This is a genomic window from Mesorhizobium sp. U510, from assembly GCF_059180695.1.
This window is the reverse complement of record NZ_CP180532.1, coordinates 1,583,168-1,595,789: the sequence shown is the minus strand read 5'-3', so window position 1 is coordinate 1,595,789 and position 12,622 is coordinate 1,583,168. Positions and strand designations below refer to the sequence as shown.

The window sequence follows — 12,622 nt, the reverse complement described above, 5'->3', positions numbered from 1 at the left end:
CGGACAGCGGCACGACTTCAAGCGGAGTTGAGCATTCGGAGCTTGGCTGCGTTTGATCGGAATTGCGCCGGCCGTCTGTTGAGGTCGGTACTCTACGGCGCCCCCCCTCTGTCCTGCCGGACATCTACCCCACAAGTGGGAGATTAGCAGCTTCGGCGCTTCGCTCAGTCTTGCAATGTTGGAGATTGGCGAAAGCCGTCGCGACATCCGATCTCCCCCCGTGGGGAAGATGTCCGGGAGGACAGAGGGGGGCGCTGGCTCCCGGCGTAGCTGCAAGTGCGACTAGACGGCCACAGCCAGCCTGGCCGATGCGGGCGCGAAAGGACGGATGGCCATGCCATCCCCAGTCATGGTGACGAAGCTCGACGGCGGGATCGCCTGCCAGTCTCCACCCTCGCGATCGAAAGGTTCGGAGACGATGCAGCGGCCGCCGCCTTTGCGCAAGGAGGAGGTGTAGAGCGTCGGTGCATGGGCGTCGGTGGCATAGCGCACCGCGTGCAGCGCCTGCCCGTCCGAGAAGGCGGCGGTGAGTTTCAGTGCCGGTTCGAGGCCGGCGCGGCGCGAGGCGTCGAGCACACGGGCAGTGGCGCGCGAGACCGCGCCTTGCGGGTCGCCAGCCAATCCCTCGTCGATCATCAGCAGGAAGAACAGTTCGGAATCGGTGGTGCCTTCGCGCTGGTCGAAGACGGCGTCGGACAGCGAATTCTCCAGCGCGCGGCGGATCTTTTCAAAGCCGCCGATCTGGCCGTTGTGCATGAACGACCAGGGACCGGAGATGAAGGGATGGCAGTTCATGCGGCTGGTGGCGCCGCCGGTCGAGGCCCGCACATGGGCGAGGAACAGGCCGGATTTGATCTGCCGGCACAGGCTCTTCAGATTGGGATCGGACCAGGCCGGCAGGATGTCGCGGTAGAGGCCGGGCTGCGGCCGGTCGCCATACCAGGCGAGGCCGAAACCGTCGCCATTGGTCGGCGACTTGGCTTCCTGGGCGCAATGGCTCTGGGCGATCAGCGAGTGGCAGGGCGCCGTGAGAATGTCTTCAAGAAAGACCGCTTCACCGAGATAGGCCGCCCACCGGCACATCGCTTCTGTCGTCCTCTAGGCGCGATCCATGAGACCCGCCGGCTCCTTGGTCGCGTGTGTGCCTCTGTTGTGCGTCCGTTCGTAGAGCTCGCGGACGATTCGGCTGGCGGTAGTCTCGAAGAGAAATGGCAAGAAAGCGTGAACGAGCGCGGCGCCCGCCGCCAGCAGCAGGCGCGAGGAGAACCAGGCGGCAAAGGCCATATGGCCGAAATAGGTTTCGCCGACCTTGGCGGGGTGAGAAGTGAACATGCTTGCGACCGACATTGAGATCCCCTTCAGCACTTGCGTTCCGATATAAGTATCCTGACACGCTTCGTCGGTTCATCGGTCCCAAAATGTCCTTGTGTTTTGTCATTCCGCGGGACAAACATCCCAATATGGCGCTGGATATCGATGAAATAGACCGAAAACTGCTTGCCGAATTGCAACGCGACGGCACGTTGTCGGTCGACCAGCTGTCGGAACGGGTGGCGTTGTCGCGCAATGCCTGTTGGCGGCGCGTCAAGCGGCTGGAGGAGGATGGCGTCATCACCGGCCGCGTGGCGCTGGTCGATGCCGACAAGCTCGGGCTTGGCCTTTCGGTGTTCATCCTGGTCCGTACGTCCAACCATGATCCCGACTGGTTGCAGAAGTTTCGGGCGGCGGTGACCAGCCTTCCCGAGATCACCGGCGTCTACCGCATGTCCGGCGACCTCGACTATGTCCTGCGTGCCCGTGTTGCCGACGTGAAGGCTTATGACCGGCTCTACCAGCGGCTGATCGCCAAGGTGGCGCTGTCCGATGTGTCCGCCTCCTTCGTCATGGAGGAGATCAAAGAGACGACAATTGTTCCAATGGAAGTGCGCTAAAGCGTGCTCAGGTCATAGTGATGCCTGAAAGAAAGCCGTTGATAGTGGCGCGGGCGAATTGACCGAATCGGCAATCGCGCCGATAGGATCGATTTTATGCGCGCAGCCCTCCAAAACTCCTCCGTCATCGGTCCGACCGTCGGCTTCGTCAGATTGCCGCATGCTGAAGGACTTCCCCTCCCCGCCTATGAAAGCGCCGGCGCGGCCGGCATGGATCTTCGCGCGGCGGTACCCGACGACCGGCCGCTGCTGATCCTGCCGGGAAAACGGGCTTTGGTGCCGACCGGGCTGATCCTGGAGATCCCCGAAGGCATGGAAGGCCAGGTGCGGCCGCGCTCCGGCCTTGCCTTCAAGCATGGCCTCACCGTGCTCAACTCCCCCGGCACGGTCGACAGCGACTATCGTGGCGAGGTGAAGGTGCTTTTGATCAATCTCGGCGACGAGGATTTTGCCGTGACGCGCGGCATGCGCATCGCCCAGATCGTTTTCGCCACGGTGACGCAGGTGGCCGTCGAAGAGCGTTCGCTGGCTGGCGGCACGGCGCGTGGTGCGGGCGGGTTCGGATCGACCGGCACCGCCTGATGCAAATACCAAAGCTGGTTATCTTCGACTGCGACGGCATCCTCGTCGATACGGAGAATCTCGCCAATCGCCGCCTCGCCGAATGGTTGGCGGCTGCCGGCTATCCGACAAGCTTCGAATATTGCCGCAAGAATTTCTCCGGCCGCAGCATGGCTTCGGTGCAGAAAGAGATCGAGGCGGCGACCGAGGTCCGGCTTGGCGCCGATTTCGTCGAGCGCTGGAATGCCGGCCTGCCGGACCTGTTTTCCCATGGCGTCGAGGCGATCCCCTATGTCCGGGAATTCATTGAGACGGTCCGCGCGGCCGGCATCCCCTATTGCGTGGCCACCTCGGCCAGGATTTCGAAGATGCACATCACGCTCGGCCAGACCGGGCTGTTGCCATTGTTCGAACATGCGATGTTTTCCTCGACCATGGTCGGGCGCGGCAAGCCGTTCCCCGACCTGTTCCTGCATGCGGCCAAGACCATGGGCTTCACGCCCGTCGACTGCATCGTCATCGAGGACAGCGTCGCCGGGACGCAGGCCGGTATCGCCGCCGGCATGCGGGTGTTTTCCTATCATGGCGACCCCTATTCCGACCGAGATGGCCTGATCGAGGCCGGCGGCATCCTGTTCGACGACATGCGCGAGCTGGCCGGGATGGTGCCGATCCACTGATCTGGTTCCGGCACGGCTGCACGATGCTGGAACCCGTGCTAGAGCGTTTCACCGTTTCATGGAAACGGCGAAACGCTCTAACTCTTTGTTTTGACGCAATTCCAGGCGGAAAACCGCTCACACTTTTCCTGGAACTGCTCTAGCGTGAGTGGCCTGATCTTGGGGGGCGCTCATGCCAACGAACCTTTTCCGCTTCATCCTCGCCGTGATGCTGCTGCCGCTCTTGTGGACCGCGGCCGGCGCGCAAACCGTCAGCTTCCCGGATCTCGGCAGCGCCCTGCCCGGCCGCAGCGATGTCACCTATCTCGACCTGGCCAAATTGGTCATCCCGAGCCTCGCCTCGGACGGGAATGGTTTCTACAAGGGCGGATTGCCGATCGAGATGCGCCATGTCGAGGGACCGGATAGCGGCGGCTCGCCGCCAGAGACATCCAGCTTCCCCAATGCCGCCGTGCTTGCCATCAGGGCCGGCGGCCAGGACCGACTGGCGATGCTGTTCGACCTTGGCGACTCTCCCGACAGTGCAGAGGGCTATGCTGTGCTGGCGCTCTACGACGTCACGGCCAAGCCGAAACTGCTCGATGCGGCCAATGTCGCGGTCGACCGCAGCACCTATTTTCGCGAGCCGAACAAGCTCTCGATCGGCGCCGGCGACGACATGCTGATCACCATGAGCACGCATTTCAATTCGAGCCAGGGCTATGTGATCACGCCGCTGATCATGGTCCGCGACGACAAATTCGAGCTGGTCGACATGATCTACACGTTCGACGAAAGGCTCTGCGCCTACAGCCGCAAGCAGGATGTGACCTTCCAGACCATCGCCGACGGCCAGCCCTATGCCGCCGTCAAGGTGACGGTCACCGACAGCACCGTGCCAAGCGATGAAAGCTGCGATGACGCGCCGCCCGAAGCGTCGTCGCACGACATTTCCGTCACCTATCATTGGGACAAGAAGACATCGCGCTACGTCAAGGATTCCGACGCGTTCGAGAAATTGGCAGCAGAGAACGAGAAACGCTTCTGAACCAAGCGCATTTATTTGCCCGGCCGAAGACGGCGCGATAGCATCCGCCCCCAAACACTTGTGATGGGGAGCATTCATGGACAAGGGCAAGATCTTTCGTGACCTGCATGCCTCGACTTTCGTCATGCCCAATCCCTGGGATCCGGGCACGACCAAGCTGCTCGGATCCTTCGGTTTCAGGGCGCTGGCGACGACAAGCGCCGGCTTTGCCTTTTCGCGCGGCCTGCCGGACGGCGCGGTGACCTTCGAGCAGATGATCCATCACTGCCGCGAGGTGACGGCGGCCACCGACCTGCCGGTCTCCGCCGATCTCGAGAAAGGCAAGGGCGACAGCGCCGAGCGGGCCGCCGAAACCATCTTCGCGGCGGAAGCCGCCGGCCTTGCCGGCTGCTCGATCGAGGACCACACCGGCGATCCCGACAGGCCGATCTATGATTTCTCCCACGCGGTCGAGCGCGTCGCGGCGGCGGCGGAGGCGGCGCGGGCCTTAAGACACGATTTCGTCTTCACGGCGCGGGCCGAGAATTTTCTGTGGGGCAAGTCCGATCTCGACGACACCATCAAGCGGCTGCAGGCCTTCGAGAAGGCCGGCGCCGACGTGCTCTATGCGCCTGGGATCGGCGACGTCGAGATGGTACGAACGTTGTGTTCGGCGCTCAGCAAGCCGGTCAACGTCATGGCGAAACCGGGCTTCACCATCGCCGATCTCTCAAAAGCCGGAGTGAAGCGCATTTCGCTCGGGCCGTGGCTGACCAATTTCGCCTATGGCATGCTGGAGACGGCGACGCGCGAAATCCAGCAGGACGGCACGTTCGGCTTCACCCGCGCCGCCATGCCGTTCGGCAAATTGCAGGCGCTGTTCGGCAAATCCCCGGATTAAACGGCGGCCGTCATAAGGCGACCGTGGTCAGCGACGGCTTTCCCGCGCCGAAACCGCCTTGTGCAGATGCACCATCATGGCGGCGGCGAAGAGCGGCGTCAGCAAATTGAGCAGCGGCACGGCAAGGAAGGCCGCTATGACCAGCCCGGCGAGAAACACCGTGCCGGCATACTGCCGGCGCAAGGCCCTGGCTTCATCCTCAGGGCGAAAGCGCATCGCGGCGAATTCGAAGAATTCGCGGCCGAGCAGATAGCCGTTGACGATGAAGAAGGCGGCGATGTTGATACCCGGCACCAGCAGGAGCATGAGCGCTACGATGTTGCCGAGAATGACGACGCCGAAGAACTTTATCGCCAGCACCAGCGACCGCAGCGCCGGCATGGCGCGCCCGACCGGGTCGCGGGGATAATCGGTGCGCTCGACCACTTCGGCGACATCGTCGAGGAACAAGCCGGCGATCACCGCCGTGACCGGCGCGACGAGCAGTGCCATGCCGAAGGCAAGGGCGATGGCCGCGATGATGCCGCCAAGCCAGCCGGCCCAGGACGGTATGCCCGGCAACAAGGTCTGGAGCCATGGTAAAGCCAGCCACTCGACAAGGCTGGTCAGGCCGAACCACAAGGCGACCAGCGCCAGCACGGTCAGGCCGAGCGTCTTGATGAACACGGCACGAAACGGCGGCGAGAGCAGCTCGAAGACCGCGATGCGGGCAGCGTCGAAAATCACCGTGTTTCACCCCCCGGGTCGCAGGACACCGCCGGAAGGCGGGACGCTTCCGAGATAGGCAGCGCGGGCCGCGAGCACAAGTAAATCGGGGCGTCTAACGGGCGAAGGCCGGCTTACGGACCGGAATGGTCATGGCCGCGACGCCGGCCACGACAAAAGCCATGCCGAGCCACGCCGTCGGCCCCAGGCTTTCGCCGAGGAAGACGGCGCCGATGCCGACGCCGATCGGCACGCGCAGATAGGCCTGCGACGTGGTGCCGACGGAACCCAGCGTGTGGATGAGGCGGAAATAGATGACGAAGGCAAGTGCGGTCGAAAACACCGACAGGCCGAGCAAGGCCAGGATCGACGCCGTCGATGGCGCGAGCGCCCAGGGCTGGTCGACCACCAGGCTGAGCGGCACCAGCATGACCGCGCCGCACAGCATCGAGCCTGCCGCCGGCAGCATCGGATCGAGACCCTTGAAGCCGCGGCCGAAAATGGCGGCGCCGGCATAGCAGATCGTCGCCACGACGATGGCGACCTGCGCCCATAGCTCGTGGCCGAGACCACCCAGCGCCTCGGTGCCGACAATAAGGCAGATGCCGGCTATGCCGGCACCGACACCGATCAGCTTGCGCACCGTGACCGGCTCGTGGCGGGTGATGATCGCCGTCAGCAGGAAGGTGAAGATCGGCGAGGTCGCGTTGAGGATGGTGGCGAGGCCGGCATCGACCGAGCGCTCGGCCGCGGCGATCAGCGTGAACGGTATGACGCTGTTGAGGCAGGCCTGGAAGGCGAAGCGGCGCCAGATGGCCAGGTCGTGCGGCATCGCAAGTCCGCGCCAACGGATGACGGCGAACAGGATGCCGCCGGCGATCAAGGTGCGGGCGGCGATGAAAGTCACCGGAGGGATGGTTTCGACGCCGATCTTGATGAAAGTGTAGGAAGCACCCCACAGCACAGCCAGCACACCGAGCAATGCCAGGTCGGTTGTCGTGTCGTTCTTTGCGGACATGGGCCTGCCGTATTCCGATGTGATCGATCGGGCTGACTTGTAGGCAACGCCGCGAAGAAATGCTTCGTCCACGGTCGAATTGTCGTAGCGCCTGGCGTGTCGCGCTCCAGGGTTCGTTGCAATTCAGGTCAGGCCGGCATCACCTGAATAGCAACATGCCCTAGGCAAAGCCGCCGCGAATCGCTAAACCCGCGCCCGGCCAGCGTGGCAAGAAGCCGGCTCGGGTTTTTGGCGGAGACATTGATGCCGGATTATGACGTGCTTTGCATCGGCAATGCCATTGTCGACATCATCGCCCAGTGCGATGAGGCATTCCTCGAAACCAACGGCATCATCAAGGGCGCGATGAACCTCATCGACACCCACCGCGCCGAACTGCTCTACAGCCGCATGGGTCCGGCGATCGAAGCCTCGGGCGGCAGCGCCGGCAACACGGCGGCCGGCGTTGCCTCTTTCGGCGGCCGCGCCGCCTTCTTCGGCAAGGTCTCCAACGATGGGCTGGGCGAAATCTACGCCCACGACATCCGCGCGCAGGGCGTCGCCTTCGACACCAAGCCGCTCACGGGCGAGCCGCCGACGGCGCGCTCGATGATCTTCGTCACACCCGACGGCGAACGCTCGATGAACACCTATCTCGGCGCCTGCGTCGAGCTTGGGCCGGAGGATGTCGAGGCCGACAAGGCATCGGGCGCCAAGGTCACCTATTTCGAAGGCTATCTGTGGGACCCGCCGCGCGCCAAGGAGGCGATCCGGCAGACGGCCAGGCTGGCGCATGCGGCAGGCCGCGAAGTCTCCATGACGCTGTCGGATTCGTTCTGCGTCGACCGCTACCGCGACGAATTCCTCGAGCTGATGCGCTCGGGCACGGTCGACATCGTCTTTGCCAACAGCCACGAGATCAAGTCGCTCTACCAGACATCGTCCTTCGACGAGGCGCTGGCCAAGATCCGCAAGGATTGTAGAATAGCCGCCGTCACCCGCTCGGAAAAAGGCTCGGTCATCGTGCGCGGCGACGAGACCGTGGTGATCCAGGCGACGGCGATCCGGGAACTGGTCGACACGACGGGCGCCGGCGATCTCTACGCCGCCGGCTTCCTGCATGGCTATACGCAAGGCCGCGACCTCAAGACCTGCGGCGACCTTGGCTCACTGGCCGCCGGCCTGGTGATCCAGCAGATCGGCCCAAGGCCAAGGCAGAACCTGCGCCGCGAGGCGGAACAGGCTGGGTTGCTGTAGAGCTCCTTTCCCTTCTCCCCCTGTGGGAGAAGGAAAAGCGGACCGCTTCTCACCGTCGCGCAGTTGTCACATATCGCTCCTACACGAAATCGAGAGCGTCCCGTGACTGACATTTCGGGGCGCCCGCAGTCAGATGGGATGTTGAAAAGATGCAAGACAGCAAGCTGTCGGGCGGCGCGATCCGTTGCCGCCATGATTTCCGTTTTCCGCAGTAGATATTCAGCAATCGGCCGCGGCTGAGGGAGGAGCGCACGCGGCCGGAAGACATGTGCATGAGCAGATTTCAGACAACCGGTCTTGGACAGGACGACTTCGCGGAGATGGTCGCGGAGGACGTCGAACGTGCGCTTGCCCATTATGACGAAGCGATAAACCAGTCCACCGTGGTCTCGGTCGGCAAGATCGCCGGCAGCATAGCATCCGCCGTCACCTTGCTGTCGCCAAAGCACCAGCGCGCCATCGACGCCATCCATGCCGACCTTCCCGGCCTTGCCTCGAAATTCGTGCGCGCGCTGGCGGCCGAAGCCGCGCGCCGCAGCGAAGCCGGCGTCACCGATATGCCGAGGGCGTTGCCGGCCGATGAAACGCTTGCCCCGCCGCCACGGTCCGACGACCTCGAATCGATGCTGATCGAGGACTGGGCCGGCCGCGTCGCCGGCTCGACCTATCTGGAGGAAAACCTGCGCATCGCCCGCTCGACCCTGCACCGCTGGCAGAGGCGCGGCGACGTCATCGCCTTGCGCAAGGGCGGCCGCAAGCACGTTTTCCCGCTGGCGCAGTTCGTCGACGGCAGGCCGGTCGCCGGCATAAGCAACGTGCAGTCGCTGATAGGCAATCCGAGACTTGCCTGGCTGTGGCTGACGCGCCCGGCGGCACAGCTCGACGGCCGCGTTCCGATCGACCTGCTGCGGCAGGACCAGATCGAGGAGGTCGTCGAAGCGGCACGGGCGTTCGCGCCGGGCTGAAGCCGGCGATAGCTACGCCGTCTTGCGAAGACGAGGCCTGGGCGATGGCTGTTGTGGCACCATTTCGCTCGCGGTGACGAGCCGGTTTCGGCCGCTCTTTTTGCCGATGTACATCAGCCGGTCGGCGAGCGCGATCAGCGCTTCGGAGTCGCCGGCTTCCGCCGGATACATCGCCACGCCAACAGTGCAACCGACCTGGATGGCGCCATTGGGCGCGGGGACCTTGATTCGCAACCTTTCCAGGATGCGTTCGGCGACGCGCACGGCCTTCTGCCGTGCCAGCTCGGTGTCGGCCGAGAACAGGAAGGCGAACTCGTCGCCGCCGAGCCGGGCGACGAAATCTGCGCTGCGCAGGATCGAGCGAAGCTGGCTCGACACACGCTGCAGCAGCGCATCGCCGGCCTCGTGGCCGAGCGTGTCATTGACTTCCTTGAACCGGTCGAGGTCGATGAACAGCAGCCCGGCCGCCTCGCCGGTGGCGCCGCAGCGGGCGACCACCGATTTGAGCTCGTTGTGGAACGCACGCCGGTTGGGCAGGTCGGTCAAGGCATCGTGGTTGGCCGAATGGTCGCTCTGCTGCTTCGCCACCTCGATCTCGCGCTTTTGCGCGGAGAGTTCCTCGTTGGCGGTCTTCAGATCCAGGACCAGCTGGGCGTTGAGGTCCTCGACGACCTTGCGGTCGCTGATGTCGACGACGAAGCCCTCCAGGAATTCGAGTTCGCCGGCTTTGTCCCAGACACCGCCGCCGATCTCGCGGACCCAGAGGGGTTCGCCGGCCCTGGGCACGATACGGTAGTCGACGTTCCAGTTGCAGCGCGCCTCGAGCGCGGCGTCGACGGCGGCATAGACCGATGGCAGGTCATCCGGATGGATGGCCGAGACATAGTCGCGCACCGCATTGTGGATGAAATCGCTCGGCCGATAACCGCTGACGGTGAAGATGCCGTCGCTGATATAGAGCATGGTGTAGGACGCGTCGTTGCGGCAGCGGTAGAGATAACCGTCCATGCGGCCGGTAATGCTGAGCAAGGCGTCCAGCCGCTCGTCGTGGTAGACCCCCGGGCCGGCCGTGGGTACGGAAACTCCGTCATGCTTCATGGCCGCACCCCCATTTAGCGGTCTGAGCGCGCCGTGGATGCCGTTACGGCATGCGGCAAGAGTTTCCGTATATCAGGTGAATCTTATCAATCTGTTATGGGGAGCCGACGGCGTTTCGAGCGCCGCCGGGTTCGAAGAGCCGGATCGTTGGCTTCCGCCTTCGACGCGGACCGGCCCTCAAGTCCCCGCCGTGTACGCCGCGATCGCCGCCATGTTGACGATGTCCGAGTCCTTGGCGTTCAGCGAGACGATCTGCACCGGCTTGTTCAGGCCGACCAGCAACGGGCCGATGACCGTCGAGCCGCCGAGTTCCTGCAGCATCTTGGTCGAGATCGAGGCCGAGTGGAAGGCCGGCATGATCAGCACATTGGCCGGGCCGGTGAGGCGGATGAATGGGTATTGCGCCATGGCGCGGGCATTCAGCGCGACGTCGGCGGCCATTTCGCCGTCATATTCGAAATCGACGCGGCGCTTGTCGAGGATGCGCACGGCTTCCTGGACGCGTTCGGAGCGCTCACCCTGGGGGTGGCCGAAGGTGGAATAGGCGAGCATGGCGAGCCTCGGCTCGTAGCCCATGCGGCGGGCAAAGCCAGCCGCTTCCTCGGCGATATCGGCGATCTGCTCGGCATTCGGCATGTCGTGCACGGCGGTGTCGGCGACCAGCACGGTCTTGCCCCGCGCAAGCACGATCGAGACGCCGATGACGCGGTGGCCGGGCTTGGCGTCGATGACGCGGCGGATGTCGTCGAGCGCGGTGGAATAGTTACGGGTCACGCCGGTGACGATGCCGTCGGCGTCGCCCAGCGCCACCATGCAGGCGGCGAAGTGGTTGCGATCGTTGTTGATCAGGCGCTGGCAGTCGCGGAACAGGAAGCCTTTGCGCTGCATGCGCTCGTAGAGATAGTCGGTGTAGATGCCGTTGCGGCGCGACAGCCTTGCATTGATGATCTCGATGCCTTGCTTGTTGAGGTCGATGCCGGCGTGCTTGGCGTTTTCCTTGATGACGTCGTCGCGGCCGAGCAGGATGGCGGTGCCGAGGCGCTGGTTCACATAGGAGACGGCGGCGCGCATCACCTGCTCCTCCTCGCCCTCGGCGAAGACGATGCGCTTGGGCTGGCGGCGGACGCGGTCGTAGATGCGCTGCAGGGTCGAGGCGATCGGGTCGCGGCGAGCCGACAGTTCCTGCGCATAGCGGTCGAGGTCGAGGATCGGCTTGCGGGCGACGCCCGACTCCATAGCTGCCTTGGCAACCGCCAGCGGAATGGCGGAGATCAGCCGCGGGTCGAACGGTACCGGGATGATGTAGTTGGGCCCGAATTTCGGCCGGTTGCCCTGATAGGCGGCGGCGACGTCGTCGGGCACGTCCTGGCGCGCCAGTTCGGCCAGCGCGCGGGCCGCGGCGATCTTCATGTCGTCATTGATGGTGGTCGCCCGTACATCCAGCGCGCCGCGGAAGATGTAGGGGAAGCCGAGCACGTTGTTGACCTGGTTCGGATAGTCCGAACGGCCCGTCGCCATGATGGCGTCGGTGCGGATCTCGGCCACTTCCTCCGGCGTGATTTCCGGATCGGGATTGGCCATGGCGAAGATGATCGGGTTCTTGGCCATCGATTGCACCATGGCGGTGGTCAGCGCGCCCTTGGCCGAGAGGCCGAGGAAGACGTCTGCGCCGTCGAGCGCCTCGGCAAGGCTGCGTGCCTCGGTTTTCACCGCATGCGCCGACTTCCACTGGTTCATGCCTTCGGTGCGGCCCTGGAAGACCACGCCCTTGGTGTCGCACAGGATGATGTTTTCGGGTGCGAAGCCCATCGCCTTCATCAGCTCGATGCAGGCGATGCCGGCGGCACCCGCGCCGTTGCAGACCAGCCTGGTGGTCTTCATGTCGCGGCCGGTGATCTCCAGCGCGTTGATCAGCCCGGCGGCCGAGATGATGGCGGTGCCGTGCTGGTCGTCGTGGAAGACCGGGATGTCCATCAGTTCGCGCAGGCGCTGCTCGATGATGAAGCACTCCGGCGCCTTGATGTCTTCCAGGTTGATGCCGCCGAAGGACGGCCCGAGGAAGCGCACGCAGTTGATGAATTCGTCGGCATCCTCGGTATCGACCTCGAGGTCGATGGAATCGACATCGGCGAAGCGCTTGAACAGCACCGCCTTGCCTTCCATCACCGGCTTGGAGGCCAGTGCGCCGAGATTGCCGAGGCCAAGGATGGCGGTGCCGTTGGAGATGACGGCGACCATGTTGCCACGCGTCGTATAGTCGAAGGCGCGGCTGGGGTCTTCGGCGATGGCGCGCACCGGCACGGCGACGCCTGGCGAATAGGCGAGGCTCAGATCGCGCTGCGTCGTCATCGGCTTGGTGGCGACGATCTCCAGCTTGCCGGGCCGGCCCATCGCATGAAATTCGAGCGCTTCCTGCGCGCTGACGGACGGACCGTTGTTCTCGGTTTTCCTGGCCATGATGCTTTTGATTTCCTCGCCGGTGCAGCACCTCCTTGAAGCGGGTGCTTTGTTTCGGTCCGAA

13 protein-coding genes are annotated in these 12,622 nt (G+C 64.2%); 7 read left to right on the top strand and 6 right to left on the bottom strand.

Annotated elements, in window-relative coordinates:
- Nucleotides 1–282 precede the first annotated feature (282 nt).
- Nucleotides 283–1,083, bottom strand: coding sequence for a class II glutamine amidotransferase (locus ACLGL5_RS09715; protein ID WP_019862917.1), 801 nt, complete (start codon nt 1,081–1,083; stop codon nt 283–285).
- Between the two features lie 15 nt (nt 1,084–1,098).
- A complete protein-coding gene (locus ACLGL5_RS09710; RefSeq protein WP_038651849.1) occupies nt 1,099–1,347 on the bottom strand; it encodes a DUF6356 family protein in 249 nt (82 codons plus the stop codon).
- 113 nt (nt 1,348–1,460) lie between these two features.
- Here ACLGL5_RS09710 and ACLGL5_RS09705 point away from each other — a divergent pair, with 113 nt between their 5' ends.
- The 5 genes from ACLGL5_RS09705 (at nt 1,461) to ACLGL5_RS09685 (ending at nt 5,079) form a co-directional block, all read left to right on the top strand.
- Nucleotides 1,461–1,931 carry an Lrp/AsnC family transcriptional regulator gene (locus ACLGL5_RS09705; protein ID WP_038651846.1) on the top strand — a complete coding sequence of 157 codons (471 nt, stop codon included), beginning with the start codon at nt 1,461–1,463 and terminating at the stop codon, nt 1,929–1,931.
- 96 nt (nt 1,932–2,027) lie between these two features.
- Nucleotides 2,028–2,513 (top strand): dUTP diphosphatase, encoded by a 486-nt coding sequence (dut, locus tag ACLGL5_RS09700; protein ID WP_069090882.1) that lies wholly within the window; start codon nt 2,028–2,030, stop codon nt 2,511–2,513.
- The gene (locus ACLGL5_RS09695) at nt 2,513–3,172 is read left to right on the top strand and encodes an HAD family hydrolase (protein WP_069090881.1); all 660 of its coding nucleotides are present in this window, start codon (nt 2,513–2,515) and stop codon (nt 3,170–3,172) included. The genes dut and ACLGL5_RS09695 overlap by 1 nt, the downstream gene beginning before the upstream one ends.
- Before the next feature lie 172 nt (nt 3,173–3,344).
- Nucleotides 3,345–4,199 (top strand): hypothetical protein, encoded by an 855-nt coding sequence (locus ACLGL5_RS09690; protein ID WP_069090880.1) that lies wholly within the window; start codon nt 3,345–3,347, stop codon nt 4,197–4,199.
- 76 nt (nt 4,200–4,275) lie between these two features.
- Nucleotides 4,276–5,079, top strand: a complete 804-nt coding sequence (locus tag ACLGL5_RS09685) for an isocitrate lyase/PEP mutase family protein (RefSeq protein WP_069090879.1) — start codon at nt 4,276–4,278, stop codon at nt 5,077–5,079.
- 27 nt (nt 5,080–5,106) lie between these two features.
- On the opposite strand, the gene ACLGL5_RS09680 is transcribed toward ACLGL5_RS09685, so the two are convergent.
- Both ACLGL5_RS09680 and ACLGL5_RS09675 read right to left on the bottom strand, forming a co-directional pair.
- On the bottom strand, nt 5,107–5,805 hold the full coding sequence (locus tag ACLGL5_RS09680; protein ID WP_064984513.1) for a sulfate transporter family protein: 699 nt from the start codon (nt 5,803–5,805) through the stop codon (nt 5,107–5,109).
- A 94-nt stretch (nt 5,806–5,899) separates the two neighbouring features.
- The gene (locus ACLGL5_RS09675; protein ID WP_069090878.1) at nt 5,900–6,802 is read right to left on the bottom strand and encodes a DMT family transporter; all 903 of its coding nucleotides are present in this window, start codon (nt 6,800–6,802) and stop codon (nt 5,900–5,902) included.
- Nucleotides 6,803–7,045: 243 nt separating this feature from the next.
- Here ACLGL5_RS09675 and ACLGL5_RS09670 point away from each other — a divergent pair, with 243 nt between their 5' ends.
- Together ACLGL5_RS09670 and ACLGL5_RS09665 are read left to right on the top strand one after the other, a co-directional pair.
- Nucleotides 7,046–8,038 carry an adenosine kinase gene (locus tag ACLGL5_RS09670; RefSeq protein ID WP_494372898.1) on the top strand — a complete coding sequence of 331 codons (993 nt, stop codon included), beginning with the start codon at nt 7,046–7,048 and terminating at the stop codon, nt 8,036–8,038.
- Between the two features lie 272 nt (nt 8,039–8,310).
- Complete coding sequence (locus tag ACLGL5_RS09665; RefSeq protein WP_064984511.1) at nt 8,311–9,003, top strand: antitoxin Xre/MbcA/ParS-like domain-containing protein; 693 nt, start codon at nt 8,311–8,313, stop codon at nt 9,001–9,003.
- Nucleotides 9,004–9,015: 12 nt separating this feature from the next.
- On the opposite strand, the gene ACLGL5_RS09660 is transcribed toward ACLGL5_RS09665, so the two are convergent.
- A complete protein-coding gene (locus tag ACLGL5_RS09660) occupies nt 9,016–10,101 on the bottom strand; it encodes a sensor domain-containing diguanylate cyclase (protein WP_069090876.1) in 1,086 nt (361 codons plus the stop codon).
- Nucleotides 10,102–10,278: 177 nt separating this feature from the next.
- A complete protein-coding gene (locus tag ACLGL5_RS09655) occupies nt 10,279–12,558 on the bottom strand; it encodes an NADP-dependent malic enzyme (RefSeq protein WP_019862900.1) in 2,280 nt (759 codons plus the stop codon).
- Nucleotides 12,559–12,622 lie beyond the last annotated feature (64 nt).

Coding starts and splice junctions, on each gene's coding strand:
- dut (WP_069090882.1), top strand. CDS start 2,028: ATGCGCGCAGCCCTCCAAAACTCCTCCGTCATCGGTCCGACCGTCGGC.
- ACLGL5_RS09660 (WP_069090876.1), bottom strand. CDS start 10,101: ATGAAGCATGACGGAGTTTCCGTACCCACGGCCGGCCCGGGGGTCTAC.
- ACLGL5_RS09675 (WP_069090878.1), bottom strand. CDS start 6,802: ATGTCCGCAAAGAACGACACGACAACCGACCTGGCATTGCTCGGTGTG.
- ACLGL5_RS09690 (WP_069090880.1), top strand. CDS start 3,345: ATGCCAACGAACCTTTTCCGCTTCATCCTCGCCGTGATGCTGCTGCCG.
- ACLGL5_RS09705 (WP_038651846.1), top strand. CDS start 1,461: ATGGCGCTGGATATCGATGAAATAGACCGAAAACTGCTTGCCGAATTG.
- ACLGL5_RS09695 (WP_069090881.1), top strand. CDS start 2,513: ATGCAAATACCAAAGCTGGTTATCTTCGACTGCGACGGCATCCTCGTC.
- ACLGL5_RS09685 (WP_069090879.1), top strand. CDS start 4,276: ATGGACAAGGGCAAGATCTTTCGTGACCTGCATGCCTCGACTTTCGTC.
- ACLGL5_RS09665 (WP_064984511.1), top strand. CDS start 8,311: ATGAGCAGATTTCAGACAACCGGTCTTGGACAGGACGACTTCGCGGAG.
- ACLGL5_RS09710 (WP_038651849.1), bottom strand. CDS start 1,347: ATGTCGGTCGCAAGCATGTTCACTTCTCACCCCGCCAAGGTCGGCGAA.
- ACLGL5_RS09715 (WP_019862917.1), bottom strand. CDS start 1,083: ATGTGCCGGTGGGCGGCCTATCTCGGTGAAGCGGTCTTTCTTGAAGAC.
- ACLGL5_RS09655 (WP_019862900.1), bottom strand. CDS start 12,558: ATGGCCAGGAAAACCGAGAACAACGGTCCGTCCGTCAGCGCGCAGGAA.
- ACLGL5_RS09670 (WP_494372898.1), top strand. CDS start 7,046: ATGCCGGATTATGACGTGCTTTGCATCGGCAATGCCATTGTCGACATC.